Origin of the sequence: Jannaschia sp. R86511 (genome assembly GCF_042466345.1) — a bacterium.
GTDB lineage: Bacteria > Actinomycetota > Actinomycetes > Actinomycetales > JBBAYJ01 > Aquipuribacter.
On sequence record NZ_JAXHCD010000001.1, the window covers coordinates 3831676 to 3857984 of the forward strand.

The 26309-nt window shown below is 70.7% G+C and carries 24 protein-coding genes; 16 read left to right on the forward strand and 8 right to left on the reverse strand.

Features of this window, described 5'->3' with window-relative positions:
• Window positions 1-24: 24 nt before the first annotated feature.
• Both SJY06_RS17855 and SJY06_RS17860 read right to left on the reverse strand, forming a co-directional pair.
• Complete coding sequence (locus SJY06_RS17855; RefSeq protein WP_380168880.1) at window positions 25-912, reverse strand: DUF6671 family protein; 888 nt, start codon at window positions 910-912, stop codon at window positions 25-27.
• Entirely contained in the window at window positions 909-5747 is a 4839-nt protein-coding gene (locus SJY06_RS17860) for a putative inorganic carbon transporter subunit DabA (RefSeq protein ID WP_380168881.1), read from the reverse strand. The genes SJY06_RS17855 and SJY06_RS17860 overlap by 4 nt, the downstream gene beginning before the upstream one ends.
• A gap of 194 nt (window positions 5748-5941) precedes the next feature.
• On the opposite strand from SJY06_RS17860, the gene SJY06_RS17865 reads away from it, so the two are divergent.
• Window positions 5942-6355 carry a helix-turn-helix transcriptional regulator gene (locus SJY06_RS17865; protein WP_380168882.1) on the forward strand — a complete coding sequence of 138 codons (414 nt, stop codon included), beginning with the start codon at window positions 5942-5944 and terminating at the stop codon, window positions 6353-6355.
• A 391-nt stretch (window positions 6356-6746) separates the two neighbouring features.
• Window positions 6747-6923 carry a CsbD family protein gene (locus tag SJY06_RS17870; RefSeq protein WP_380168883.1) on the forward strand — a complete coding sequence of 59 codons (177 nt, stop codon included), beginning with the start codon at window positions 6747-6749 and terminating at the stop codon, window positions 6921-6923.
• Between the two features lie 137 nt (window positions 6924-7060).
• Here the strand turns inward: SJY06_RS17870 and SJY06_RS17875 are convergent, their stop codons facing one another.
• On the reverse strand, window positions 7061-7843 hold the full coding sequence (locus SJY06_RS17875) for a SigB/SigF/SigG family RNA polymerase sigma factor (RefSeq protein ID WP_380168884.1): 783 nt from the start codon (window positions 7841-7843) through the stop codon (window positions 7061-7063).
• 197 nt (window positions 7844-8040) lie between these two features.
• Complete coding sequence (locus SJY06_RS17880; RefSeq protein ID WP_380168885.1) at window positions 8041-8346, reverse strand: hypothetical protein; 306 nt, start codon at window positions 8344-8346, stop codon at window positions 8041-8043.
• Window positions 8347-8618: 272 nt separating this feature from the next.
• Between SJY06_RS17880 and SJY06_RS17885 the strand changes: the two genes are divergently transcribed.
• The 13 genes from SJY06_RS17885 (at window position 8619) to SJY06_RS17945 (ending at window position 16492) form a co-directional block, all read left to right on the forward strand.
• On the forward strand, window positions 8619-9194 hold the full coding sequence (locus SJY06_RS17885; RefSeq protein WP_380168886.1) for an RNA polymerase sigma factor: 576 nt from the start codon (window positions 8619-8621) through the stop codon (window positions 9192-9194).
• Entirely contained in the window at window positions 9191-9748 is a 558-nt protein-coding gene (locus SJY06_RS17890; protein ID WP_380168887.1) for a hypothetical protein, read from the forward strand. The genes SJY06_RS17885 and SJY06_RS17890 overlap by 4 nt, the downstream gene beginning before the upstream one ends.
• A gap of 142 nt (window positions 9749-9890) precedes the next feature.
• Window positions 9891-10688 carry a hypothetical protein gene (locus SJY06_RS17895; RefSeq protein ID WP_380168888.1) on the forward strand — a complete coding sequence of 266 codons (798 nt, stop codon included), beginning with the start codon at window positions 9891-9893 and terminating at the stop codon, window positions 10686-10688.
• A 74-nt stretch (window positions 10689-10762) separates the two neighbouring features.
• On the forward strand, window positions 10763-11623 hold the full coding sequence (locus tag SJY06_RS17900) for a YsnF/AvaK domain-containing protein (protein ID WP_380168889.1): 861 nt from the start codon (window positions 10763-10765) through the stop codon (window positions 11621-11623).
• A gap of 186 nt (window positions 11624-11809) precedes the next feature.
• The gene (locus SJY06_RS17905; RefSeq protein WP_380168890.1) at window positions 11810-11989 is read left to right on the forward strand and encodes a hypothetical protein; all 180 of its coding nucleotides are present in this window, start codon (window positions 11810-11812) and stop codon (window positions 11987-11989) included.
• A gap of 140 nt (window positions 11990-12129) precedes the next feature.
• Window positions 12130-12870, forward strand: coding sequence for a hypothetical protein (locus SJY06_RS17910; protein WP_380168891.1), 741 nt, complete (start codon window positions 12130-12132; stop codon window positions 12868-12870).
• Between the two features lie 246 nt (window positions 12871-13116).
• Window positions 13117-13656 (forward strand): Asp23/Gls24 family envelope stress response protein, encoded by a 540-nt coding sequence (locus SJY06_RS17915; protein ID WP_380168892.1) that lies wholly within the window; start codon window positions 13117-13119, stop codon window positions 13654-13656.
• Window positions 13653-14138, forward strand: a complete 486-nt coding sequence (locus tag SJY06_RS17920) for a hypothetical protein (RefSeq protein ID WP_380168893.1) — start codon at window positions 13653-13655, stop codon at window positions 14136-14138. Before SJY06_RS17915 ends, SJY06_RS17920 begins: the two co-directional genes overlap by 4 nt.
• Entirely contained in the window at window positions 14135-14317 is a 183-nt protein-coding gene (locus SJY06_RS17925; protein WP_380168894.1) for a hypothetical protein, read from the forward strand. The genes SJY06_RS17920 and SJY06_RS17925 overlap by 4 nt, the downstream gene beginning before the upstream one ends.
• Entirely contained in the window at window positions 14314-14667 is a 354-nt protein-coding gene (locus tag SJY06_RS17930) for an Asp23/Gls24 family envelope stress response protein (RefSeq protein WP_380168895.1), read from the forward strand. The genes SJY06_RS17925 and SJY06_RS17930 overlap by 4 nt, the downstream gene beginning before the upstream one ends.
• Window positions 14664-15287 carry a DUF6286 domain-containing protein gene (locus SJY06_RS17935; RefSeq protein WP_380168896.1) on the forward strand — a complete coding sequence of 208 codons (624 nt, stop codon included), beginning with the start codon at window positions 14664-14666 and terminating at the stop codon, window positions 15285-15287. The genes SJY06_RS17930 and SJY06_RS17935 overlap by 4 nt, the downstream gene beginning before the upstream one ends.
• Before the next feature lie 4 nt (window positions 15288-15291).
• Window positions 15292-15882 carry an alkaline shock response membrane anchor protein AmaP gene (gene amaP, locus SJY06_RS17940; protein ID WP_380168897.1) on the forward strand — a complete coding sequence of 197 codons (591 nt, stop codon included), beginning with the start codon at window positions 15292-15294 and terminating at the stop codon, window positions 15880-15882.
• Window positions 15863-16492 (forward strand): hypothetical protein, encoded by a 630-nt coding sequence (locus SJY06_RS17945; RefSeq protein ID WP_380168898.1) that lies wholly within the window; start codon window positions 15863-15865, stop codon window positions 16490-16492. The genes amaP and SJY06_RS17945 overlap by 20 nt, the downstream gene beginning before the upstream one ends.
• Window positions 16493-16616: 124 nt before the next feature.
• Here SJY06_RS17945 and SJY06_RS17950 read toward each other — a convergent pair whose 3' ends face one another.
• The 4 genes from SJY06_RS17950 to SJY06_RS17965 form a co-directional block, all read right to left on the reverse strand.
• A complete protein-coding gene (locus SJY06_RS17950; RefSeq protein ID WP_380168899.1) occupies window positions 16617-17546 on the reverse strand; it encodes an AAA family ATPase in 930 nt (309 codons plus the stop codon).
• A 37-nt stretch (window positions 17547-17583) separates the two neighbouring features.
• Window positions 17584-19038 carry a Mu transposase C-terminal domain-containing protein gene (locus SJY06_RS17955; protein ID WP_380168900.1) on the reverse strand — a complete coding sequence of 485 codons (1455 nt, stop codon included), beginning with the start codon at window positions 19036-19038 and terminating at the stop codon, window positions 17584-17586.
• A 37-nt stretch (window positions 19039-19075) separates the two neighbouring features.
• On the reverse strand, window positions 19076-19678 hold the full coding sequence (locus SJY06_RS17960; protein WP_380168901.1) for a recombinase family protein: 603 nt from the start codon (window positions 19676-19678) through the stop codon (window positions 19076-19078).
• Between the two features lie 962 nt (window positions 19679-20640).
• A complete protein-coding gene (locus SJY06_RS17965) occupies window positions 20641-25317 on the reverse strand; it encodes a DUF6531 domain-containing protein (RefSeq protein ID WP_380168902.1) in 4677 nt (1558 codons plus the stop codon).
• Window positions 25318-25633: 316 nt separating this feature from the next.
• Here SJY06_RS17965 and SJY06_RS17970 point away from each other — a divergent pair, with 316 nt between their 5' ends.
• Window positions 25634-25921 carry a hypothetical protein gene (locus tag SJY06_RS17970; protein ID WP_380168903.1) on the forward strand — a complete coding sequence of 96 codons (288 nt, stop codon included), beginning with the start codon at window positions 25634-25636 and terminating at the stop codon, window positions 25919-25921.
• Window positions 25922-26309: the final 388 nt, after the last annotated feature.

Below are 26309 nucleotides of genomic sequence, written 5' to 3' on the forward strand. Positions count from 1 at the left end.
ATCGTCCCCGGGCCGCATCCCTGGTCAGGGGTTGCAGGTGGGGCAGGAGACGGGGTTGGCGGTGGTGGCGGGGCGGGGTTCGGTGTGGGTGTGGGGGCAGGCCGGGCAAGTGTGGGTGTCGGCTCGGGCGAGGTCGGTGGGCCGATGGCAGGTCCGGCAGGGCAGGCCGGGCACGGTGGCGGTGCGGCCGTAGCCGGGGCTGGCGCAGGCGGGACAGGAGGTGTTCAGGCGCAGGGCCAGGCGATCGCCGAGGGCGCGCAGGACGGTGCGGCGGGTGGGGTTGTGGTGAGCGCGCAGATCGGCTTCGACCATCGCGTGCCCGTCCGGGGAGGCCGACGCGGCCCGGCGCAGGGCGCGGTCGAGCTCGGTCCGCTCGGTGATGCCTTTGGACAGGTGAGCCGGGTCGGGTGGCCGGTTCCGGTCGGTGGGGTGGCCGGCGGGTCGGACCACGAGCGCTTGGGCGGGGAAGCCGAAGCGGTGCAGGTGCGGCTCGAGGTCAGCGAGGGTCTGGGCTCGTCGCGGCGCCGGGAGCGTGGTGATGCTGCGTTGTCCTTCGATGACTTCGATGTCGCGGTCGAGGTCGACAAACATCAGGAGTTCCTCGTGGACCGGGACGAGGAGGCCTGTGGGGTCGCCGTAGCTGGCTTCGCTGCCCAGGGCGGTGGGCACCCCGAGGGCGGTGGCGCCGAGCTCGGCCTTGGCGCGTGCGGTCTGTGCGGGGGTGCCGACGCGTCCGACGTCACCGGTGAAGGTGCCGAACTGGTCGGTGTCCAGGTCGGGGGGCGTGAGGACGGTGGCACCGAGGATCTCGGCGAAGGGGCCTGCGACCTGGTGTTCCTTGCCGTGCCTGGTGCCGAAGGCGATACGTCGACCGAGGTAAGGGTGGAGCGGGACGTGCCGACGGGCGCTCATGGGTGATCCGCCAGGGGCGGCTGCTCGGGCCAGTCACGCCAGCGCAGCTGCGGGGTGAGGCGGTGGATCGTGCCCCTGGTGGGGTCGATGCCGGCCAGGCTCATCCACTCGTTGCGCAGCAGCGCGTTCACGGCCGGGCTGGTTGAAAGGACGCGGTCGATGCGGTCCAAGGGGGCCCGGACGACGACGAGCTGCCGCAGGGGCTCGTGCTGGGCGCTGCCGAGGTGGTGGCGGGGGTCGTGGGTGAACAGGGCCTGCCAGGGCAGGCCCTGGCGAAGGTCACCGTGGGCGCCGCTGAGGACGCCAATGTCACCGACGACGTTGTGCGTGGCCTTGTCCCCGGCCCCGTGGACGTCGTGGTCGACGGTGGAGGCGTAGTACTGGGCGTTGATCCACTGCGTCACCACCGCCGGCGCGGTGAGGATCGTGGTCAGGATGCTGTCGTCATCGTCCAGGGCCGGCTCGTAGTCGTGCAGGAACACCCGGCCCTGCAGGTCCAGGCCCCGGGTGAGGGCCCGGGGCCCGATGACGAACGCGGCGTTGCCGGCCAGGCCCCACTCCGGGCAGGGCTGGGCCCAGTCCCCCGCCCGAGCCCGTGCGTGGCGCAGCAACCGGGCCGGTCGCTGCAGGGTGCGCGTGCGGGTCCTGCTGGGCGGCCCGGGCGTACCGGGCGCGCCCGGGAGGGTGGGAAGGCGTTCGGTGCGGGCGGCGTCGCCGGCGCGGCGTAGGTCGGCCTGCACCTGCACGAGCAGCTGGTGGGGGCTGCTGTACGTCGACCTGGGCATGCCGGCGCCGGCGTCGACGCGTTGGGGTGACCTGGCGGCGGCGGGAGAGGTGGCAAACGGGTCGAGGGTGATCTCGTCGGTGGTGGTGTCGTGCACGGCCGCGACCGCGGTGGTGGTGTCCGGGATCGTGATGCCGTGCTCGGCCAGGCCTTCACGGACGGCGGGGTCGTTGAGGATCGAGGCCAGGACCCGGGCGTTGACGTGGCCGCTGTTGCCGCCGCAGGCCCCGCAGTCGTAGGCCGAGGCGAAGGCGTTGTTCTCCACCGACGCCCCGTGCCCACAGAGGATCAGCAGCTCCGCGAACCCCGACACCAGACCGAGCCCGCGCAAGACGTCGCGGGCGAGGTCAGTGCGCTGGGCCAGAGTCAGCGGATCGGTCAGGCCAGCGGTGCCCCACCGGTCCTGCCCGCGGTGCCAACGCTGCACCAGCGCGCGCCAGCGTGCGGGGGCGAACGTCCGGGCCAGGGCCGCGGCGGCCGTGACCGCCCCTCCGGCCTCGGCCACCAGCAGCGCCGTCAACGGTGACGCCTGCACGGCCGACACCGCCGCGCTCAGCTCAGGCGCGCGGGGACGACCCAGCGCACCCGACCGCAGCTGCGGCGTCTCCGCCTGGTGCAGCGTCCCCGTTTGCGTGGGCGAGCCGGTGTGCGGGTGCGGCGCATGCAGAGCGCCCGGTCGGGCGGGGGTGACGTCGAAGGCGGGACGGATAAGGGCGGGACACTGGTCGAAGCTGGCGCCCTCGGCGCTGGTGTAGCGCAGGGCGACACCGAAGAACCCGGCGAAACCGAACGTCGCGTACGGGCCGACGCCCTCGACCGCGCGTCGGATCCGTTCGGAGCGCACGTCGATGCAGAACACCAGCTGCGCCCTGCCCTCAACGCGATCCGCTCCTGGGCTCGACGCCAGGGCCGTCGCGGCCGGGCGCAGCGAGGACAGGAGGTCGTCACGGAAACCGAGCTCGTAGGCCCGCTGCCACACCGCCTCCGGCGGTAGCCCCACACCACGACCGCTGCTCACCACGTCACGGCCATCACGGCCATCACGGCCGTCACGGCCGGCGAGGCCCGGGTCCGACTGCTCTGGACCCTCCTGCTCGCCGTCCGCTGTGGACGGCCCTTCTGCGGCATTTGGCGCCGGTGCCGTCGCCCGGTCGATGCCGTCGCCGTAGCCCCGGAGTGGGGTCTGCCCGCCCGGATGAGGATGGCTCGGGCGGTAGTCGGTGTGGGGGTGGTCGGTGTGGGGGTGATCGGTGTCGCGGTGGTCGGTGACGGTGTGGTCGAGCCCGGTCACGACGAGGACGTCCAGGGCCGCGCGCAGCGCCAGCAGCTGCACCAGTGGGGTGGGGTCGTCCCTCTCGCGGGCGCGCCAGGCGGCGTGCGCGGCCCACCCCGGGGCGGCGCCGAGCAGCTCGGACAGGTACCCGCCGTAGCAGGCCGGGTCATGGCCGGTGAGGGTCAGCAGCTCGGCCAACGCGTCGTGGGCGTCCTCGGGCAACGCCCGCACCAGCCGGTGCAGCCCCGTCATCGCCACGGCCCGGTCGTGGCCCGGGTGGCTAGCGGCGCTTCGCCACGCGGCCCACGGCCCCCCCGGCCGCTCCTGCTGGGCCCGCGACCACGCCCGTGAGCACCACAGGCCCGCGTGGTCATTGACGAACGCCCGCGCCGCGACCCGCACGCCAGCCCGTGGCACAGACGGCTGCCTCCCAGGCCCCCGTCTTCCAGGCCCCCGTCGTGCAGGCCCCCGTCGTGCAGGCCCCCGTCGTGCAGGCCCCCGTCGTGCAGGGTGCGCTGTCACGACGCTCGCCCCGACCGTGCTTGGTCCGCCGTCCGTCGTCCCGTGGCCGGAAGACTCGCCGGACGCTGGGTCACCGCCAGACGGCAGGTCAAACGGCAGGGCGAGGCGATCCACAAGGCGTAGACCTCGCGGTGATGCACTGCCATGCAGCGGCGAGGTCGCGGGCCCGGCGTCGACCTGCTCGGCGTCGACCTGCTCGGCGTCGACCTGCTCGGCGTCGACCTGCTCGGTGTCGACCTGCTCGGTGTAGACCTGCTCGGTGTAGACCTGCTCCAGTCCGGGGTCAAGGACCTTGCCTCGTTCGTCGCCGAGCTGGCTGAGGACCTGTCGCAGGTGCTCCTGGGTGATCCGACCGCTCTGGAACAGGTCGCGGTAGCGGGCGAGGGGGAGGTAGCCCTGAGTGCCGTGCAACACGGCCGAGATCCGCGCCGCGTCGTGGTGGGTGAACCCTTCCAGACCGGCCAGGGGGTTGGCCGCGACCATCGAACGCAACGGCCAGGCCGGTGATGTCCCCCGGGCGGCCACCCGCACCAGGGTCTCCAGGCGCGTCCGCCCCACCGTGGGGGGCCGGCCGCCCGACACCAGCGGCCCGGCGCTGTCTACGCCCACCGGCATCGCCTGCAACGGCCCCATCTCCCCACCCGAACCGGCCGGGACGGCCCGGCGTATCGGGTGAAGCTTGTGGTGGTCGGCGTCGGCGGGTTCCCGGCCGGGCTGAGTCCCGGAGTTGGGGTTGGGAGCTGTCCAGGTGTTCGGGGCGGGAAGGGCGCCCAGCGGGCGGTTGAGACGGCGGGTCCACGGCGGCAGCGCGTCCAGGGCCAACCTCGTCGCCGTCCAGCCGTCCGGTGCCTCCTGCACGTGTCGCAGCAGCATCACCGTTGCGACCGCGACCAGGACCACGACCACCAGCAGCAGCACGGCCACAGAGGTGGACCAGACCGGCTCCTGCGGCAGCGCCGGGGCCAGCAGCTCCTCGAACGCGACGAGCAGCCACCCGTAGACGCCCACCACCACCGCCCCCGCCCCGGCGAGAACCCACAGGGCCGCCGGGTTCGTGGGATCCGCCGGGGTCGTGGGGGCCGCGGAGGAGCGCCTCCAGTCACTGGCGTGGGCGGCGGCGTGCACGGCCACCATGAGCGTGGCCACCGCCGCCGCGACCGGCAGGACCGCGACGAGGCCCAGCGAACCAACCGCGAGAAGGACCGCGGGCAGGGCCGCGGCGACGCCTAGACCCGCCGCCAACCCGATGAGGACCCCGCGCCTGAGCCGATCGCCCGGAGCCTGCCCCCTGCTGGAGCCGGACGGGCCGTCGGAGGTGGTGGACGGTGCGGTCGGGGCGTCGTCGCTCGACCTAGGCCGGTGCGCCCCGGGGGTGGGTTCGCGGCGGGCGCGGGTGACGGCGCCGCCGGCGCGCAGGAACAGCCATGCCTTGTAGCAGCCGTGGCCGATCAGGTGGGCGACCGCGGCCGCCGGGAGCCCCAGGCCCAGCTGCACGCTCATGTAGCCCATCTGCGTGGTCGTCGACCCGGCCAGACGCCCCTTGACATCGGTGCGCACGCTCATCGTCAGCGCGCCCACCGCCACGGACACAACCCCCAGCAGGAGCAGGCCCAGCAGGGCGGCGGGCGCAGCGGCGAACACACCCCAGAACAGGGCCACCATCACCCCAGCCCCATTGACCATCCCGGCGTGCAGGAGCGCCGACACCGGCGACGGCGCCTCCGCGGTCTCCACCAGCCACGACCGCGCCGGCACCAACGCCGACCTCACCACACACCCGATCACCAGCAGCCCCGCCACCACCGTCACCGGCCACCCCGACAACCCACCCGACAGCTCGACCGTGGTCAGGGCGGCCGGGGTCAGATCCGCCCGGTTCAGTGTCGGCAGCCACAGCAGGCCAACCAGCACCGCCGACCACACCGCGGCATCGCCCAGCAGCAGCCGGCGCTTCACGTGACGGGCCGCCCGACGGGCCGACGGGGTGCCGGCGTGAGCCACCAGGCCTACCAGCACCAGCCCGCTTCCGGTCCAGCCCACCGCGACCACCGGAAGACTGGCCCCGGTCATCAGCAGCGCCAACGAACCCAGAGCGGCCAGCAGCAACCAGCCGAAGCCCGTGGTGTCCGAACGCCCGGCCAGGTTGCGGATCGAGTACGACGCCACCAGCACCATCACCGCCGCCACGAACCCCAGCAGCAGCACGCTCAGCACATCCAGACGCAGCCCCACCTGCACCCCGCCCAACTCGACCACGACCCACGACCAGGGACCAGAGACGAGCACCCTCCCCCCAGCCGCCACAGCCAGCACGAGGACGAGAGCGGACACTCCACGGACGAGCTGCACCATCTGCACGACCGGCAACATACATGACGTGCATTACATGTGTTGTGGTTCCTGATCTAGGGTGAGCCCATGACGTGCAGAGCCAACCGTCGGGTGGGCGCGTGACACCTGTTCCCGGGTCGACGCCTCACCGTTCATCGGCCCCCGACGGCCTGTCGACCGACGCCACTACCCCAGCCCCGTCGCGGACCGAGCAGGATCCGCCCGATCGGACCGGGTCAGGCCCCCCGCCGCGCGAGCCGGCGACCTCGAGGTGGCGGTTCCTCACCAACCACGGCCACGTCCTCATCCACCTCGCCCGCCACCCCGAGTCCCGGGTACGCGACATCGCCACCGCGGTCGGGATCACCGAACGCTCCGCCCAGTCCATCCTCACCGACCTCGAGAGCGACAACTACGTCAGCAAGGTCCGCCACGGCCGCCGCAACCGCTACGAGCTGCGCCCCGAACTGCATTTTCGTCACCCCCAGGAAGCCGACCACCAGATCGGCGAGCTCCTCAACATCTTCCGCTGAGCCCCGCACAACGCCCCTGCAGCCGACGCTCAACAGGCCGCTCGACCTCACCAACTCGCCATCGGCACGGTTCACGACGCCGTCGCCGCCCCCGTCATCGCTTCACATCGCCGCGGCCGATCCCACCGTCGTCGATGCCCTCCACCGCGCGGACAGGCAGCAGCCCCATCCCCCCAGGTGCGGCCCGGACGGGGAGGCACGGCCCGCACCGCGCCAGGCGGCGCCCAGACCTGCGGGGGCCGCTCCAGTAGGAGTACGACGTCGCCGCGGTGGTGCTGGGGCTGGCGTCCTTCCCAGAAGACCTCTTTCGGGCGGCGGGAGGTGGTGTGGCGGGGGGTGCTGCGCCCGGGCAGACTGCGCAGCGCCCCAGTCCTCGACGTCAGGAGAGCTCATGAGTGCCGCAGACAAGATCAAGAACGTCGCCGAGGACGTGGGCGGTAAGGCCAAGGAGGCCGCGGGCAAGGTCACGGACAACGAGCGGCTCGAGGCTGAGGGGAAGACCGACCAGTCGAAGGCCGACCTCAAGCAGGCCGGGGAGAACACGAAGGACGCGTTCCGGCAGCACTGATCCGCCCGCTTGACCCGTGAGTCGACGTGGTCGGTGTCCACCACCCGCTGAGGTGGGCACCGGCCACACCGCTGTTGCCCCGATCCTGAAGCCGGCTGCGGCGCCCGTGCGGAGCGAGGTCGACTTCCGGCGGCCGGTTAGCCAGGCCTGCGGGCGGAGGCGTCCTTCTGGCTTTCGCCGGGGTCGGCGGTGAGGTGGTTCCTCAGGCCCCGCAGGGAGGTGCTGAGGACGCGGGAGACCTGCATTTGGCTGAGTCCGACCTCGATCCCGATCTCGGTCTGGGTCAGGTTGCCGTAGAAGCGGAGCGCGAGGATCCGTCGTTCGCGTTCGGGGAGTCGGGCGAGCAGGCCTTCCAACGCCATCAGGTTCACGGTGGTGCTGGAGCCGGCGTTGTCGTCGGCCTCGAAGCTGGGGCCGAGGTGCGGGTTCGCCTCGATGAGGCCGTTCAGGGACACGGCGTTGTACGCCTCGCCCGAGCTCATGGCCTCGATGATGTCGTCCTGGCCGACGTCGAGGCGCTGCGACACCTCTCGCACGGTGGGGGCCCGTCCGAGCTGGTGGGTGAGGGTCTGGGTGGCGCGTTGCACCTGGGTGCGGAGCTCCTGCAGCCGGCGGGGTGGTCGCACGGTCCAGCCGCAGTCGCGGAAGTACCGCTTGAGCTCACCGGTGATCGTGGGCGTGGCGAAGCCGAGGAAGTCCTGGCCCCGGCCGACGTCGAACCGGTCGATGGCCTTGAGGAGTCCGAGCGAGGCGACCTGGACGAGGTCCTCGGTCGGGACCCCGCGGTTGGCGTAGCGGCGGGCCAGGGTGGCGGCGACCGGGAGGTTGAGCAGCACGATCTCCTCCCGCAGCTGCGTGCGCTCGGCCGCGCTGCCGGCGAGGGACAGCAACGCGAACTTCTCCGCAGTCGCACGGGACACGGCCTGCCAGCTCTCAGGACGAGAGTCCTGCCAGGAACTAGCCGCCGTGCGCGCGGCCTGACGATCCGACGACGGACCAGACACAGGGTCGAGCGCGCGGTTGACCGGAGGGCCGGGCGCGGGGCTGATGGGGGGGCCGGACGGGGGTGTGGACGCCACACCACGCGGGGCGCGGCGAACGTCCAGGGCGCCCGCGGTCATCTGCGACCCTCCTGCCGCAGCGTGACGCTGCTGCCGGGGCGGCGTGCCGCCCGGATCCCCACGACGTCCTGGACCCACACCTCGACCGGACCTCCGGTCACCCGGGTGACGGTCTCACGGACGGCCTGCGCGGTCGGCAGCACGGCGGCCCCGAAGCGCAGGACGATGTGGACCTCCGTGGGCTGGCCCTCACGGAGGCGGACACCGGTGACCTTGCGGCCGGGCAGGTGCGTCGCGGCCTCGCCATAGGCACCGGCGTGCAGGTCGGCGACTCCGCGGACCCGCAGGACGGAGCTGGCCACCTCATCGGCGAGGGTGCGGTTGTCGGCGAGGTTGGGGTCCCCGAGCCCGGATACGGCTGCGGATTTGGCGGTCGGTTGGTTGATCACGCAGGTCCTCCTACGATCTGCCTCATGGTCTGGACGTGCAACGCGGGACGACAGTCCCCGATCAGACGGCGGACCACGACGATCGTCACGCCACCCTGCAGTGACGTGCATCACATGCGCCGGGAGCCGCAGATGCGGTTACGGGACGAGGGTCAGGGCATCGACCGCTGTCACGGGTTGCCACGGTGACGCCACGGAACGTCAGCGAAGCGGTCCTTGATGTCACCGACGGTGCGTTGGCTCGACGGGCCGCCCTGGGCGACCGTGAGGCGTTCGCGGAGATCTTCCACCGACACGGGGAGGCCATGTACCGCTACGCGAAGGGGATGCTCGTGGGCTTCCCGGAGGACGCCGAGGACGTCGTGCAGTCGGCGCTGCTCAAGGCGTGGCAGCACCTGCCGTCCTACCGCGGGGAGTCCTCGCTGAAGACGTGGCTGTTCAGCATCACCGCGAACGAGGTCAGGACCATCCGGCGCCGGTCCCGCCCGGTGCTGCTGGAGCACGTCCAGGTGGTGGAGCGGGTGGACCAAAACGCGGTCCACCCGGAGCAGAACCTCGCGGACCGTGAGCTGTGGGAGGTCCTGGACGCCGCCCTGGCCGACCTCCCGCCGCGGCAGCGGGAGGTCTGGATCCTGCGTGAGCTGGACGAGATGTCCTACGCCGACATCGCCACGGTCCTCAACGTCACCCCCACCACCGTGCGCGGGCAGCTGCACCGGGCCCGGCGCGCGGTGGCGCAGCGGATGGAGGACTGGCGATGAACGAGCCCACCTCCGACCGCGGGCCCGGACCCACGCAGCGGCCGCACACCCCCGGAGACGACTACCAGGCCGGCCACGAGACTGGCCAGGAGGCGAGCCCGGTCCTGCGGTCGGCCATCGAGTCCCTGCGCAGTCGCCGCGACCCTCGCTGGGTCGAGGTGTCCGACCGCATCCTCGACACGGCTCTGCGGGCCACCCGCCCCTCCGCGTCGGTGGTGGTGAGCACCCCGACCGGACCGGTGCGGGTCAGTGAGCAGGTCATCACCGCCTACCTGCGTGACGCCCTGGACGCGGCGATACCGGGGGTCGCGATGATGCGCCTGGTCCTGCAGGTTGAAGGCCGGGACCACCTCGGGGGCCTCACGATCTGCATGGTCGCCCGCTACGGCACGAACCTGCTCCTGGCCGCGGACCGGACCCGGGACCTGACCCGGGTGGCGTTGGAGACGGTCCTGGGCCCCAACTCCGTGGCCGTGGAGGTCGCCCCGATGCGGGTGCACTTCGAGGACGTCCTGCCGGGCGACCCCGCGGTCGAGGACCCCTGGCCGGGCTGACGTCCTTGCCGGTTGGTTCGGGTCTGTTTCCGGCCGCGCGTTTAGTGGCATCACCCCCGGGTAGTGAGGGGCGGGTCGCCAGAACGGCGGCCCCCTGCGGCGGACGTCGGTAACCGCGTACCCCCCACTTCACGACGTCCGGATGAAGCTGTCCTGGGCGTTCTTTCCGGAGGCATTCATGCGAGACGCTCTGACGACGTTGTGGACGACGGTGGCGGCGTTCGTGCCGCTGCTGGTCGCGTTCCTGCTCATTCTCATCATCGGGTTGATCATCGCGAAGGTGATTTCCAAGGCCCTGGAGAAGGTGCTGGAGAAGGCGGGCTTCGACCGGGCGGTCGAGCGGGGCGGGGTGAAGAAGGCGCTGGAGAAGTCGAAGTTCGACGCCAGCGACATCGTCGCCAAGCTCGTTTACTACACGCTGGTCCTGTTCGTCCTGCAGTTCGCGTTCGGGGTCTTCGGGCCCAACCCGATCAGCGACCTCATCGCCTCCGTCATCGCGTTCCTGCCTGGCCTGATCATTGCGATCATCATCGTCGTCATCGCCTCGGCCATCGCCGCGGCCGTGAAGACGCTGATCGAGGGCACCCTGGGCGGGCTGTCCTACGGCACGGTCCTCGCCAACATCGCTGCCGTGTTCATCCTCGGCCTCGGCATCATCGCCGCTCTGGAGCAGGTCGGCGTCGCGACCGCGATCACCACCCCGATCCTCGTCGCCGTGCTGGCCACCCTCGGTGGCGTCATCGTCGTCGGTGTTGGCGGCGGCTTGATCAAGCCCATGCAGCACCGCTGGGAGGGCTACCTGGCCAAGGCGGAGGAAGAGGCCCCCAAGATCCAGGCCGAGGCCAAGTCCGCGCCCAGCGTCAAGGCCCAGGCCGAGCAGGCCAAGAACAAGGCCCGCCAGGCCGGCCAGCCCGGCACCCGCGGCGCCACCCGCCACTGACCCCTCAGCCACTCGAACGGCACCACACCAGCGCGGTCCGCGCCGGTGCAGCACCCCTCACAGAGGAGATCCACATGATCACCACCGACCAGATCCAGTCCGTGCTCAGTGGCGGCGGCACCGTGCTCGGCCGTGACGGCGACAAGATCGGCGGCGCCGGCCAGGTGTTCCTGGACGACCAGACCGGCGCCCCCGAGTGGGTCACCGTGAAGACCGGGCTGTTCGGCGGCTCGGAGTCCTTCGTCCCGCTGGCCGAGGCCAGCGTCACCGGCTCCGACATCACCGTGCCCTACGACAAGGCCACGGTGAAGGACGCCCCGCGCATGGACGCCGACGGCCACCTGAGCCCGCAGCAAGAGGACGAGCTGTACCGCTACTACGGCATGGCCTACTCCGAGCAGGCTTCCGACTCCGGCCTGCCCGCCGGCGGCCGTCAGGACCAGGACCTGTACGACCAGGACCGCAGTGACCAGGGGCGCGACGACCGTCGTGACGTGGCCGGTGAGGCCGGTGTCGTGGGTCAGGACACCTCTGGTCCCACCACCGACGACGCGATGACCCGCTCGGAGGAGAAGCTGCACGTCGGGACCGAGAAGGTCGCGACCGGAAAGGCCCGCCTGCGCAAGTTCATCGTCACCGAGAACGTCACCACCACCGTCCCCGTCAGCCACGAGGAGGTCCGCATGGTGACCGAGCCCATCACCGACGCCAACCGCGGCGACGCGATGTCCGGTGGGGACCTCACCGAGGAGGAGCACGAGGTCGTCCTCACCGAGGAGCGGGTCGTGGTGAACAAGGAGACCGTCCCGGTCGAGCGCGTCCGCCTGGACACCGAGACCGTCACGGAGAGCCGCGAGGTCAGCGAAGAGGTCCGCAAGGAGCAGATCGAGCAGGTCGACGTGACCGACTCGACCCGCACCAACCCCAAGCACTGACCCACCAGCACTGACCCACCAGCACTGACCCACCAGTGCTGACCCACCAGTGCTGACCCACCAGTGCTGACCCACCAGTGCTGACCCACCAGTGCTGACCCACCAGTGCTGACCCACCAGTGCTGACCCACCAGTGCTGACCCACCAGTGCTGACCCACGAGCACCATCGACAGAAGGAGCACGTCATGCAGATCGACAAGTCTCAGATCATCGACATGCTGAAGTCCCGCGGCGACACCGACCAGGCCAGCAAGGCCGACTCGGAGCTGCCCGACACGGTGGACACCGACAAGGACTCGGGCCTGCTGGACAAGTTCGGCATCAACCCCCAGGACCTGCTGGGCAAGATCCCCGGCCTCGGCTAACGGGAACACCCCCGCACGACCCCTGGCGCGCCACGACCCCCTCGTGGCGCGCCAGGCCCGTGTCGGGCACCCCGTCCAACACGCCGACCGGAACCCCGGCCCACACGTGCCGGGTTCCACCTCCCGAAGAAGAGGTCCCCATGAGCAGCAGCGCATCCCCCGACCGTCGCTCCCGTGACCGCTCCACCGACCTGTCCACCGACGACCTGTCGGTGCACCACGACCACGACCGCGACGTACCGGGTGGGCAGGAGCACGCCGCCCACCGCGCCGACACAAGTGCCAACACAGACACGGGTGCGGTCTCCGCGGAGAGCTTCGGCCGTGACCGGGCCTCCGTCGTGGACCGGGAGAAGGAGGAGTACGGCGGCGTCAAGATCGGCTCCGCATTCTTCGGCTGGCTCACCGCGACCGGCACCGTCGTCCTGCTGAGCGCGTTCCTCGCGGCCGTGGGCGCCGTCGTCGGCTTCAACACCCAGCCCGACGCCTCCGACGCGACCGCCGACACCGCGCAGACCGCCGGGATCATCGGCGCCATCGTCTTCCTTGTCGTCCTGTTCGTGGCCTACTACTGCGGCGGCTACGTCGCGGGCCGGATGGCCCGCTTCAACGGCGTCAAGCAGGGCGTGGCGGTGTGGGTATGGGCCGTCGTGATCGCCGCGATCGTCGCGGTCCTCGGCGTGGTCGCCGGTGACCGGTTCGATGTCCTGGCCCAGCTGGAATCCCTCCCGCCAATCCCCGTGACCGCCGACGACCTCACCACGGGCGGGATCGTCGCGCTGCTCGCGGTCGCCGTGACCAGCCTCATCGGCGCCATCCTCGGCGGCCTCGCCGGGATGCGGTTCCACCGCAAGGTCGACAAGGCCGGCCTCGGCCACTGATCACCCAGCACAAGCACCTGCACCTGCACGGCACCGGCACGGCACCGGCACGGCACCGGCACGACACCGGCACAGCACCTCGGCGGGGCTGACACAGACGATCCGTGTCGGCCCCGTCGCGACAAGGCGCATTCTCTGCTCGACCGACCGTGACGTTTCGTGACCACGTGCGTCTCTATGAGTGCACGCCACGGTCCCGCGAGACCCCCGAACAGCCCAACCCTCGACCTTCAGGAGCAGACCACGATGAGCAGCCCCACCTCCGACACCACCCCCACCACGACCACCGGCAAGGACTCCGCCGCCGCACGCCGCGGCAGCGTCACACCCGGCACCGCAGGTACGCCGGGCACCGACCTGGTCACCGAGGGCGGGCGTACCACGATTGCCGACACTGTCGTGTCGAAGATTGCCGGCATGGCCGTTCGGGACGTCAGCGGAGTCCACGCCATGGGTGCGGGCGCTTCCCGCGCGTTCGGCGCGATCCGTGAGCGCATCCCCGGGGCCAGCAGCAGCGTCAGCCAGGGCGTGTCCGTCGAGGTGGGCGAGCGTCAGGCCGCCGTGGACGTTGACATCGTCGTGGAGTACGGCGTCGCGATCCCCGACGTCGCCGACGCGGTGCGCCGCAACGTCGTCACCGCCCTGGAGCGCATGACCGGGCTCGAGGTGACCGAGGTCAACATCACGGTCGACGACGTCTACCTGCCCGGCCAGGACGACACCTCTCAGGACGACGCTGGCAACGGTGACGCGAAGTCCCGCTCGTCCGAGCCTCGCGTCCAGTGAGCCCGGCACCGGCGCGCGCGTCGGTGCCGCCCCTCCTTCCAGGCGGCGGTGAGGACGTCGAACGCCTTACCGCCGCCGCGCTGGCCGTCCCCGGGGTGACCGGGTTGCACGGGGGCCAGTTCGGGGAGGTCGCCACCTACCTGCCCGGACGACGAGTCGTCGGGATCCGCGCCTCCGCCACCTCGGTGACCGTGCACGTCGTCGTGACGGCCGCAGCCCTGCCGGCCGTGCTCACCAGCGTCCGCGCAGCGATCACGGGCGTCGCCGACGGCAGGACCGTCGACGTCGTCATCGCCGACCTGCACCAGGCCCCCGACCCCACCGACGACCCGCCCTCCGGGCCCCGGCCGCCCGCCTGGACCCCCGTCGGCCCCGTCACCCCCGTCACCCCCGTCACCCCCGTCAGCCCCGTCCCGCCGATCACCCCGACTACCCGACCCGGCCCCGGTGACTCACCGGCCATGGAGGAGCGCACCTCATGAACACCACCACCCTCGGCCTCGCCGCCGGCATCGCCCTCGGGTTCGCGGCCGCGTTCGGCGGGTTCTACGCCTTCGTCCTCGTCCTGCTCTTCGGCGCCATCGGGCTGCTGGTCGGGCGGATCCTCGGCGGCCAGCTGGACGTGTCCGCCCTCATCGCCGACCAGCGCAACCGCCGGTGAGCGGCGGCGTCACCACGATCGCCGACCGGGTCGTGGAGAAGATCGCCGGCCAGGCGGCCACCGAGGTCCCGTACGCGGGAGGCTCCGCGCGCCGGGTCCTCGGTGTCGCGGTCGGTGAGGACAAGGAGCAGGACCGCCCCCACGTGGACGCACACGTGCACGGCGGCACTGTCACCGTCGACATCACCATGTCGGTCGTCTACCCCGAACCGGTCCAGGAGGTGGCGCAGGCCGTGCGCCGAAACGTCGAGCAGCGCGTCAGCACCCTCACAGGACTCGACGTCGCCCAGGTCGACATCACCGTCACCAGCCTCCTTCGGTCTCGCCCCCAGCCCAGGAGGGTCCAGTGACCCGTCGCCCCCGCCGCATCATCCCCGCCACCCTGACAGCGCTGCTGCTCATCGCCCTCGGTGCCTACGCCGCCGTCGTCAGCATCGGCAACCTCCTCGGCGAGGAGCCCACCCGGACGCTGACCCCGCTCGTGGACCGGGCGTCCGCCTCACCGTGGGAGGACCCCGGGGTGCTGACCGCCGGCGCCGTCCTGCTTGTCCTCGGCCTGGTCCTGCTGCTGTGCGGCGTCATGCCCGGACGCGCGCAGGTGCTCGCCCTGGACGTCGACCCCGGCTCCACTCGGGACAACCCCACGAACGACAGCTTCACCAACGACAGCTCCACCAACGACAAGCCCACCGGGGCCCGCAATGCCGGGATGGCTGCCGGCAGCACCGCCGGGATCACCCGCGGCAGCATCCACCGCGCCGCGCAGGACGCCGCCGACGGGGTCGACCGGGTCGACTCCTCCCAGGTCACGGTCACGGGACGCCGTGTCGACGTCCACACCCACGCGTCGGTCCGCGACACCACCGGCCTGGCCGAGCAGGTCGAAGTGGCCGTCACCGACCGCCTCGCGAACATCCCCCTGTCCACCACACCGCGGATCACGGTCCGCGCGACCCCCGCGAGGAGCTGACCCGATGGCCGCGACGACAACACGACCCGGCCGACTCAACCGGACCCTGCTCGCCCTCCTCGGCCTTCTCCTCTTCGCGGCCGGCGCGGCGACTCTTGCGGTGAGCCTCGGACTGGTGGGTGTCCTTGCCCCGAACACCCCGGTCCTGCCCGCGGAGCTGCGGACCTACCTCATCGAGCAGCCCTGGGCGCCCTACGCCGTCGCCGCGGTCGGCATCCTCGCCGTCCTGCTCGGGGTGCGGTGGCTCCTAGCGCAGCTGCCCCGGCGATCCAGCACCGGCCGGTTCCGGATCCAGGACGAGAACGGCCGGGGAGTGACGCGCGTGGACGCCGATACCGTCGCCGACGCGCTCGAGGCCGACATCCGGGCCTACCCGGGCGTCAGCTCCGCACGCGCGGACATCACCGGCAGCCGCCTCCGTCCCGACGTCAGCCTCACCCTCGTCGTGGACCCAGGCACCGACATCAAAGCCCTGCAGGAGCGCCTGCGCGACCACGCCCAGGAACGGATGAGCCGAGCCCTCGGCGCGGAGACCGTCACCACCCACCTGCTGGTGAACCTCAGCCGATCCACCCATGAGGACCGGGTGGCATGAGGCCTCCCACCGCCCCGGTGAGGGCCGGCACGCCCGCGACCCCGCTGTCCTGGGCCGTGACCGCAGCCGGCTGATGGACGGTCGCGTGATCGCGGGCCGGACCCTGGCCTGCGCCGCTGTCGGGCTGGGGGGTGCCTTCGCCGTGAGCATGGTCCCGCTGTCCGGCCTTGTCGCGATCAGCGTCCTGGCTGTGCCCGCCGCCGTGGCCACGTCAACCACCGCCCGGGTCCGGGCCGCTGCCCTTACGCTCGGGATCCCCTTCTTCGCCGGGACTGCTGCCGGAGTCGCCGTGATGATGCTCGCCGTCATCGGCTTCACCGCGGCCCTGGGGCTCAGCGGCCTGGCGGTCGGGGTCGCCGCCCTGGTCGGGGGACTGCTCCTGTGCCGCCCACGAGGTGAACGTAACGCCGACGGGGGCGCGACCACGGCCGACGCGTCAGCACCTGGGGGTAACCCCGTGCCGGCGCACTCTCAGCCGCCGGCTCACCACGACCCTCTGGGTCGCCTACGTGACCCTCGCGACCTCACCGACACCGAGCTGTGCGAGGCGTGGCGCGTCAGCTACCTCCGAGCACACCCGCCCGGATCGGTCCCCGAACAACGAACGTGATCAGACACCCAGTTTGTCTCACTACCAGGGTTTCGAGACCCCCACAGTAGAACGGAGGCCGACCTAGGCTGTGAAGCGCAGCGTTATTTGGCCGCCTTGTCGCAGCGTTGTCTGGCCGCTGGGGTCAGGAGCCGATTAGGAGGGCTTCGCGGGCGGCTTCGACGACCTCGGGGGTGACGGCCTGGAGGTTGTTGATCTGCCGGATTCGGTGGATCTGGGTGAGGAGTCGGTCGACGAGGCGGAAGTTGCCGCCGGTGATGCGGGCGACGGCGGCGATCGCGACTGTCTGGCTGAGGGTGTCGGTCGGCGCGTCGGCCGCACCCTGTTCGGGGTGGGTGGCGAGGCCGTCGGTGTGCCAGCGGTGGGTGAGGACGACGGTGAGCTCGTCGGGGTTGAGCGGTCGGTACTCGTGGGCGAATCCGATGCGGCTGTACAGCTGGGGGTAGCGGGCGAGGCGTCGTTCGATGCCGGGCATGCCGATGAGGATGACGCCCATGTGGTGGCGGTCGTAGTAGTCGCGGACCTGTTCCAGGCCGGTGGTCTTGAGCCGGTCGGCCTCGTCGACAATGAGCAGTCGGGTGAGCCCGGAGGCACCGGACTGAGGGTGCACGAACGGGTCGACGTGACCGTGCTCGTGGTAGTCGACGGCCCAGGAGATCTGCTGGCAGGCCCGGGGCAGGGCCCGGTCGATGTCCTTGCCGGTGGCGGTGACGGTGGGCGTCCACAGAGCGGTGCGGGCGCTGAGCACGCGGGCGGGGACGGGGCCGGCGTCGGCGGCTTTGTCGGAAGCGAGGGTGCGTTGCCACCGCTCCCAGTCCTCGGTGCCGGCGTACTGCCGGGCGGACAGGGTTTTGCCGACCCCGGGCGGGCCCCAGCACAGGCCGATGTAGCGGTGCTGGGCGACGGTGTCGGCGAACTCGGTGAACCGACGGTGCTCCCGAGTGATGAGGAACGGCGGCCGGTCCGGAGGAGGCGTGGGGATCGGGCGTCCGAACTCGCCGATGTCGCCGGTAAGGAAGCGTCGGCCATCGTCGTTTGGGCCGAGAAGGCTCACCGGCGGCGGCTGGTCAGTGAGCGGGGCAGCCCGGGGTTCAATCGGCGGCATAGGTGCGCAGCCGGTGTCGCGGAGCCGGTGCGCCCGCGGGCGCTGCCGTGGGGGCGGGGGTCTCTGCGGTGGGCGTCTCGGCAGCAGAGGTTTCGGGCGCGTGGCGTTGGTCGGGGGGTAGCGCGTCGACGAGGCTGCGTCGTTCGCGCAGCTGCTGCTTGAGCTGGCGGCGGCGGGCGGTGCGGGCTTGCTGGAGCTGCTGCAGGGTGACAGCGTCGGTGCCGAGCTCAGGCGCGATGGCCCGGCACAGGTACTGCTCGTGGTGGTATACGCGCAGCTCGGCGGCGTCGCGCGGGTCGTAGCGGATGGTGACGGTCTCCCCGACGTAGGCGGCCAGGACCGTGGAGACGTAGCGGGTGCCGGCGAAACGGATGCCGTCACGCCGCACCTTCCGACCGGTGGCGGCGGTGAGCAGCAGAAGGTCAAGGTCTTCCGGGTGGGCGGGTAGACGCGGCAGCCAGCCGTCGCCGAGCCAACGGGCGACCGGCGGCTGGCCGGTCTCGGAGTGCGGGCGCGCGTGATAGTCCTCGACGACGAACCGTTCGAGAGTTCCGTCGAGCTGCTCGAGGGTGAGGGTCGGTGCGGTGGCGGGCTGGGCCCGGGTGCCGTGCGGGATGTACCCGGGCAGGTGCGGCAGCAGCTCGCTGGTGACGGTGCCGAAGAACCGCTCGATCTTGCCCCGACCTTGCGGGACGCCGACCCGGGAGTGGATCAGCCGGGTGTGGGTGTCCAGGCAGACCCGTTCCAGGCGGGCGCTGGTGAAGTCGCTGCCGTGGTCGCTGTAGAGCACGTCGGGCAGGCCCATCACCGGCCAGGACGGGTTGGTCTTGCGGCTGACCGCCTGGTGCAGCGCCAGCGCCGTCAGCTCCGCGCTCGGCTCGCCGAGGAACACGGTGTACCCGACGACCGCCCGAGAGTGGTCGTCCAGCACAACCGTCAACCACGGCCGGGCCGTCCGCTGCCTCGCGTCGAGCACCTGCAGGTCCAGCAGGGTGTGGTCGGCCTGCCACTGCTCGTTGGGCCGGGCCGCGTCGCGCCGGTGCACCAGCTCGAACAGGTTGCGGTAGGCGGCCTCCCCGTCTAGCGCCAAGGTCCGCAGCCCCGGGTCGATCGCGGTCACGATCGACCGGATGGTCGAGTAGCTCGGCGGTGGCACCCCGCGGTCACGGGCCAGGTCGCAGACGCGGCGGTGGATGAACGCCGTCGTCGGGACCGGCCTGCTGAGCGCCAGCGCCTCGACCACCAGGACCAGGTCCTCCGGCAGCTGCCGACGTCCTCGGTCACTACGCGGGCGGCGCTGCAGCCCCGCGACCCTCGGCTCGCGTCGGTACGCGGCCGCCCACCGGCGCAGCGTGCGCTCGGGCACCCCGGCGTCCTCGGCCAGCCGGGTCAGCGGCACCCCGTCGTCGAGGTGGCGGCGCAGCAGCGCGGCCTTTGCCACCGGTGTCAGCCGCGTCGCAACCACGCTGGGACCTCAGCTACGTCGCCGGCTTGGCGGCGTCGACCCGCTCGTCGACTCGCTTGTTGACTCGCTCGTCGAGGTGGCGGTAGATCGTGGGTCGGGACACCCCGAAGGTGTCGGCGATCTCCTGCACGGTGTGCTTCCCGCCGTCGTACATCGCCCGGGCCTGAGCGATCTTGTTCGGTGTCATCTTGAACTTCGGCCCACCCTTGCGGCCACGGGCCCGGGCCGCGGCCAGGCCGTCGACGGTCCGCTCCACGATCAGGTCGTGCTCGAACTCCGCGATCGCGGCAAGCATGTGGAAGAAGAGCCGGCCGCCAGGCGTCGTGGTGTCGATGCCCTGCGACAACGCCCGTAGCCCGACCTCGCGGGCCTGCAGCTCGTCCGAGAGCTGCTTGAGGTTCCGCACCGACCGGCCGAGCCGGTCTAGCTTGGTGATGACCAAGGTGTCCCCGGCCCGCAGATAGCCCAGCGCTTCGTCCAGCGCGGTCCGGGTGGCCAGGGTCCCGGAGGCGTGGTCGACGAAGACCTTCTCGCAGCCCGCGGCGGCCAGGGCGTCGGTCTGCGCGTCGGGATGCTGGTCCCGCGTCGACACCCTCGCGTACCCGACCAACGCCACCCTCAGACCGTAACGCGAACGTCCCTGCCGTTCCATAGTCCACGGACACGAGTCATGAGACTCGATCAGGGGCCGCGGGCTGTCTCGACTGGGGTGTCTCATGAACGATCGTTCACGGACGCCCGGCTGATAGAACGACCATCGAGGAAAGGCCAGCCCGGCGACCGGAAGCTTGCGCTGACGATCGTCCTCAGTCGGAAGGGTCAGGAGTTGCCACACGATCGAGCCACTTCCGGATGTGCTCACCCAGACCGCTGTCGGCCCCAACGGCGGAGAGCCCACGCAGAATCGTCTCCGCTGTGACGCGGTCGACGTTCAACGTAAGAAAATCCCGGGGGTCGACGACGGAGCCATTCTTGCTTCCTATCTCCTCTGCGGCTCGCAGAAGGGCCTCCGCCTGATTTTCCGTCAAGCGCGACAGGTCGAGGGCCCAATAGAATGACCAGCCTGGCTCAGAATGCATCTTGATTTACGAATCACGTTGGGGAGAGCGTCGGTCGTGGCGATTAGTCGGCTCCTCGACGCCACCTGCCTCGTTGCACGCCGCGCTGCGCCGGGTGCCGTCGAGGGCGCCGGGACTGCTGCCTCCTCATGAAGGGTGCGCTTCTGCCAGATTGCGTGCCCTTACTGGTCAAGTGTCTCCGTAAGGCTCTTCACCTGGGCCCTCGCAACGCGGCGCGGTCCCTCCATCACCCAAAGGTTTGATCCAACCGTCAGAGTGAATCGGGCGCTCTCTGGGCGCAACAGCCTCGCGCGCGCGTGCACGCCATCGGCAAACTTAGACCAGTCGAGCTGAATGCTAAAATGCTCCCCTGATTTGGGCCAATCAGGTAGAACAGACTCATCGTCTCCCCTTATTAGAACAGCCGTCGCCGAATATAGAGGTCCTTCAGGCGGCCCGTCCTTGCGCCCGCCTTCGGCATGTGGCAGCCAGTGCATCTCCAGCATGTAGGGCCACTCCATCACAGGACCCGAATTCGATCGATGACTCGGTTCAAGCGTTCCAGGTCAACCGCGTACCTTGCTGGGCCGATTCCGTCAAGCTTCTCTAGACGCATCAGCGAGTCAGCAACGTCTCGTGGCAAGTTTGTGGTGACGATGTCTCCTGCGCCACCGTTGAGGGCATCCCCCCATTGCTGGGCATGTTCGGAGGTCTCGGCGAACCACTTTCCCTCCATGGAGCCGTTCGCGGACCGGAAGGCACCGGACGCCTGTATGTCCGCCAGTTCATCCGGGGAGACGTGTCTATACAGCGCTACTAGATCATCGCCGCCAGCCCGGGCGCCTGTTGCACCTGCCCTGGCTGCTCCACCGCCAGGGACTGCAAAGGCACCAACAAGTCCGACGCCCTGGCCAGCTCGAGCTACAAAACCCGTGCTCGTGACGGTGGATGAGGCGCCGGGCGAGAGGGTGTTGGCGATGTTGTCGGTGAGGCCTCCGCTGGCGCCGCGGCCGACGTTCACGAAGAAGTCGGCGACGGGTTTGCCGACGACGCCTGCTGTGTTGTGGCCGGTGAGGGTGTTGGCAGCTGTGTTGTAGATGCCGCAGGCGTTGGGTGAGGCGGTGAAGGGGTTGACGTTGCACATCGCGCCGAGCGGGTCGATGTCGACGGTGGGTCGGTGGGCGACGTAGGTGTAGGCGTTGTCGTACGGCGAGGCCGTGGACCAGGGGACGGGGTCGAAGCCTGTCCAGCGTCCGGTGCCGGGGGTGTAGAGCCGGTCGCGGGTGAGGTAGCCGGCGGGGGTGCTGAGCATGCCGGCGTACTGCAGGGCGGTTGTGGGGCCGGTGGGGGTCGGGGCGCCGACGGCAGCGCGTGGGGTCCCGTAAGGGGTGTAGTCGAAGGCGCGGGTGATGGTGCCGGTGGTGTTGATGAGGTCGGTGACGGATCCGATGGCGTCGTGGGCGAGGGTGAGGTCGGTGGTGACGATGCCGGTGGTGGTGGTGTCGCGGGTGGTGAGGGCGCGGCCGGTGTGGTCGTGCCAATAGGAGCTGGTGGTGGTGCCGAGGGTGGCGGTGGCCAGGGTGGGGATCTCGTGGTTGAGGTCCCAGTCCCAGTTGGTAACTGCTGTTCCGGTGGTGGAGCGGGTGGGCAGGCCATCGCCGTTGCGGAGCAGGGTGGTGGTGGTGCCGGTGCCGACTCGGGTGGTGCGGAGCCGGTTGTCCAGGCCGTAGGTGTTGGTGGTGGTGCCGTCGGTGAGCTGGTTGCCGTTGGCGTCGTAGGTGGCGGTGACGGCGGCCGCGGTGCCGGTGCGGCGGGAGGTGAGGCGGTCGGCGGTGTCGTAGGTGTAGGTGGTGGTGGCGCCGGTTCCGGTGCCGTTCTTCTCGGTGAGGCGGTTGCCGTTACGGTCGTAGGTCCACCACTGGGTGGCGGCGGCCGCGCCGGTGCAAGCGGTGAGGGCGCTGTAGCAGATGCCTTGGAGCCGGTCGTTGGCGTCGTAGCGGTAGGAGCGGGTCTCTTGGCTGGCTGCGCGGGTGGTGGTGGTCTGCAGGGGGTTGCCGGCGGGGTCTCGGGTGATGGCCTGTCCGGTGAGCGGGGTCCCGTTCTTGGTGGTGCTGATGTCGGTGAGGTTGCCGGTGGGGTCCCAGGCGAGGGTTTCGACCGTGCCGTTGGCGTGGGTGGTCGCGAGGAGGTTGCCGTCGGTGTCGTGCTCGAAGGTCGTGTCCCCGGCGGGCAGCGTCACCTTCTCGGGGTTGCCGTCCAGGTCGTAGGTCCAGGCCGCGGTGGTGCCGTCGGGTCGGGTGCTCGTCGCGGGGCTGTGGTCGGGCAGGTAGGTGTACGCCCAGGTTTTCGCGGTGGTGGAGCTGCCGGTGGTGGTGCTGGTGAGCCGGTCGAGGGCGTCGTAGGTGTAGGTGCGGGTGCCGGTCCCGTCGACCATGCGGGTGGTGCGGCCGATGGCGTCGTAGGTGTACGTGACGTCGGGGGTGGTGTCGGAGTAGTCGATCTTCGTGGGCTGGTCGAGGGCGTCGTAGGTCGTGGTGATCTGGCCGTCCCCGGCGGTGGTGGTGGCGTTGCCGTTGGCCGTGACGGTCCAGGTGCGGTTGCCGTTGGGGTCGTAGGTGTGGGTCCAGCGCCCGCTGGGCTTTTCTTCTTGGACGAGGCGCCCGCTGCGGTCGTAGGCGTAGGTGGTGGCGGCCCCGGTCGGGGTGGTGTGGCTAGCGAGCTGGCCGTTGGTGTCGTACGTCAGCGCGGTTGCCTGGTTCGGCTGCGCGTCCGGTGCCTGGACACCGGTGAGCCGGGACGCGACGTCGTAGGTCCATCGGGTCGTGTGGTTGTTGGCGTCCGTCATGGCGACACGGTTCGACTGCGCGTCGTAGGCCGAGGTGGTCGTGTGGCCGCGGGCGTCTCGGGTGCTGAGGAGGTTCCCGGCCGCGTCGTAGGCGTAGGCGGTGGTGTAGTCCGCGGCGCAGTCGCAGTCCGCCTCGTTCCCGCGGGGGCTGACCTCCGTCGTGACGCGGGACTCCGCGTCGTAGGTCCAGGTCGTGACGGCGCCGGCCGGTGACGTCTGCTGCGTCACCTGACCGACGGGGTCGTAGGTGAACGTGGTGACCCGCTGCAGGGCGTCGGTGGTCTCGGTCGGGCGGTTGTCGGCGTCGTAGGTGGTGCTGGTCGTGCCGGCTGCGTCGGTCACGCTGACTTGGTTGCCGTTGGCGTCGTAGTCGTAGATGACCTCGTTGCCCAGCCCGTCGACGGTCCTGACGAGTCGGTCGGAGTAGTCGAAAGTCGTGTAGGTGCGCGACTGCTTGGGGTCGGTGGTGGTGATGAGGTTGCCGACCTGGTCGTACTCGTAGTACCAGGAGTTCGCCTCGACGCAGTTGCAACCGGGGACGTTGCCCTTGGGGGTGGTGCGGTAGGTCATCCGGCCCATCGGGTCGTAGTTCCAGGTGGTCTTCTCGCCTTCCCCGCTGGTCTGGCTCTTCAGGCGTCCGGCGTCGTCGTACGTCGACGTGATGGCGACCTGACCGGTCGTGTCGGTCTGCGTCAGCACCCGCCCGGCCGGGTCGTAGGTGTAGCCGACCGTGACGCCGGCGGGGTCGGTGCGGGAGGTGAGGCGCCCCACCTGGTCGTAGGTGTTGCTGGCGACCCCGCCGGTCGGGCTGGTGACGGTGAGGACGCGGTCCAGCGGGTCGTAGGCGGTGGCCGTGGTGTAGTCCTCGGCGCAGTCGCAGCCGGCTTCGTTGCCCCGTGGGTCGACGACCTTGGTCAGCCGCCCGGCTTGGTCGTAGCCGTGCGTGATGACCGCTCCCAGTGGGGACGTGGTGGACGTGTGGTTCAGGTCGCCGTCGTAGCCGAACACGGTGGTGAAGTCCGACGCGGTCGTTCCGGGCCGATTTCCACGGGGGTCGGTGACCGAGGCGGGGAGGCCGTCGGGCCGGTACGTCCAGCTGGTCCGGTTGCCTGCCGGCGTGGTCAGCGTGGCGATGCGACCGGTCGCCGGGTCGTAGGTGCGGGTAGTCACCCCACCGCGCCCGTCCACGTGCTCCGTCTCGCGGTCCTCGGTGTCGTACGCCCACGTCTCGGTGTGGCCCAGCGGGCTGGTTCGCGACGTCTGGTTGCCCACCGCGTCGTAGCCGAAGGACGTGACCGCGCGACGTGGGTTGGTCACCGACACGCGATTCAGGGCCGCGTCGTAGGTGAAGACGGTGCGCTTGCGGTTGGCGTCCTCGGTCGAGGTCAGCACGTTCCCGCCGTACGTGTCCCGGGTGGAGTTGCCGAGCGGGTCGGTGGTGGTGGCGGTCACGCCGTCCCACCGGAAGGTCGTCGTCTTGCCCAGAGCGTCGGCCTGCGACGTGATGCGGCCCGTGGTGGCGTCGTAGACGTTGGTGAAGGTGGAGTGACCCAGCAGGTCGACGGCCTCGATCAGGCGTCCCGCGTCGTCGTAGATGTAGGAGACGACGGCCCCGTCGGGGTCGGTGGCGCTGGCCAACCGGCCGTCGGCGTAGGTGTAGGACGTGTTGCGTCCATCCACGCCGGTGGACCCGACGATCCGATCCGCCAGCGCACCGGTCCCCCAGGCGAGAGTGAGGGTTCTCCCGGCGCTGTCCGTCGCTGCGGTGACCCGGTCGGCCGTGTGGGAGAGGCCCAGGCCTAGGCCGTTTCGGTCGGTCCACTGCGTCAACCGACCGGTCGGGTCGAACGTGAAGACGTCCTTGGCCTTGTTGCGCAGGACGTAGCCGCCACCCGGACCGGCTTCCAAGGTCGAGCGGAAGCCGGCTGACGGAGTGAAGGAACCGTCGGCCTCCTGGGTGAACACTGCTTGGGCGCCGCCCTCGTCGGTGACGGTGACGCTCCCGTCGGCGCCAACAGATGCCCTCACTCCGAGGTTCCATGACCAGCCCGGCCCGAACGGTCCGGAGGTCGCGTCCGCCGAGTTGTAGGTACGGGCCAGTCGCAGCGGAATGCCCGCGGAGGGATAGGCCAGGTCGTCGGCGTGCGTGACGAAGGACCCCGTTGCGGTGTTGACCGGGTCCGCGCGGAACGCCTGCAGCGAACCTGTCGCAGACAGAGCGGTGCCCGCGCCCGGGCAGGTCGCGCAGGTCCCGTAGGTCGACTCGACCGCCACGCCCTCCGGACCCGGCGCCAGCAGGTAAATCAGCTCCCCGCCCCCAGAAGAAATCCAGCGGATCCTCAGCGGATACACCAGAGAACGCGTACCGGTCGACCACGTCGAACGAGGACAGCCCTCCGTATCCGGAATCGGCCATGGGGCGCGGATGCTTAAAGATGCATCGGAGCCAGTGTCTGCCCTCAGGGAGTTGTGCCGGCAGTACCAACCCGTCGCGTCCTCCAGGAACCAAGCACTCGCATCGAAACCTGTCTTGGTCGTGGAGGTGTTGCGGATCACCAGCCGCACGTCCGTCGGAGCAGGCCCCCCGGTCGGCAAGGCTGTACCGACGTAGTTCTTCCCGGTCGTTGCCAGCGACTCCTGCTTCAGCCAGTAGCCGAAGCCAGGAGTGGTGTTCGACGACGAGGCCGATGCTGGCGTGGCGGTCAACGGTGAGGCGGCACTCGAATCTGATCTGTCCACCGACACCGGCAGGCGCAGTGGAAGACGCATCAAGGCTTCGCCCGCACTGGCTCCATATGGTGCTGCGACCGGCGGACTCATCCAGCTGTCCGACACCGACGGCACAACGACCTGCGGGGGTGACGCCACCCGGGCCATGGCCGGCGCCGCGGTGACGTCCGACAGGCTGGCCGTGCTTCCGCTCGAGTCGCCTGGGGCCGTCACCCGCACCGGCTGAACGGCCGTGGCCGTCGTCGTCGACGCCACAGCTGGGACTACGGACACCTGTACCGTCAGCAGCGCCGTGATCAGCGCGCTCAGCCAGATGGTTGCGACACGAAGCACCTTCTTGCTGTGCGGAACGCGTCCCCTACGACTTGCTGGCCACGTCCTTGACGGCAAGCCATGTTCCCGCCTCTGCGGGTCACCGGTCTTGCGTCCGCCGTCGCTCTGGTGCCCCAAATCTGCCACGGAACAGGCCCCCGCCCTGGTAGCGCCTCCGGCCCAGGAACGACGGCGACTGCTGAAGCATCCGGCAGAAACCGAGAATTACGACCGGAGCGAGACGACTGTCGGCGCCAGAGCGGCGGCGGTCAAGGGCACACCGAGCGCCACGTCCCACGGTC

Excerpts from the sequence above, each read along its gene's own strand:
- SJY06_RS17890 (WP_380168887.1), top strand. The coding sequence starts at position 9,191 with ATGAACGAGCCCACCTCCGACCGCGGGCCCGGACCCACGCAGCGGCCG.
- SJY06_RS17900 (WP_380168889.1), top strand. The coding sequence starts at position 10,763 with ATGATCACCACCGACCAGATCCAGTCCGTGCTCAGTGGCGGCGGCACC.
- SJY06_RS17895 (WP_380168888.1), top strand. The coding sequence starts at position 9,891 with ATGAAGCTGTCCTGGGCGTTCTTTCCGGAGGCATTCATGCGAGACGCT.
- SJY06_RS17855 (WP_380168880.1), bottom strand. The coding sequence starts at position 912 with ATGAGCGCCCGTCGGCACGTCCCGCTCCACCCTTACCTCGGTCGACGT.
- SJY06_RS17915 (WP_380168892.1), top strand. The coding sequence starts at position 13,117 with ATGAGCAGCCCCACCTCCGACACCACCCCCACCACGACCACCGGCAAG.
- SJY06_RS17870 (WP_380168883.1), top strand. The coding sequence starts at position 6,747 with ATGAGTGCCGCAGACAAGATCAAGAACGTCGCCGAGGACGTGGGCGGT.
- SJY06_RS17910 (WP_380168891.1), top strand. The coding sequence starts at position 12,130 with ATGAGCAGCAGCGCATCCCCCGACCGTCGCTCCCGTGACCGCTCCACC.
- SJY06_RS17905 (WP_380168890.1), top strand. The coding sequence starts at position 11,810 with ATGCAGATCGACAAGTCTCAGATCATCGACATGCTGAAGTCCCGCGGC.
- SJY06_RS17945 (WP_380168898.1), top strand. The coding sequence starts at position 15,863 with ATGAGGACCGGGTGGCATGAGGCCTCCCACCGCCCCGGTGAGGGCCGG.
- amaP (WP_380168897.1), top strand. The coding sequence starts at position 15,292 with ATGGCCGCGACGACAACACGACCCGGCCGACTCAACCGGACCCTGCTC.
- SJY06_RS17925 (WP_380168894.1), top strand. The coding sequence starts at position 14,135 with ATGAACACCACCACCCTCGGCCTCGCCGCCGGCATCGCCCTCGGGTTC.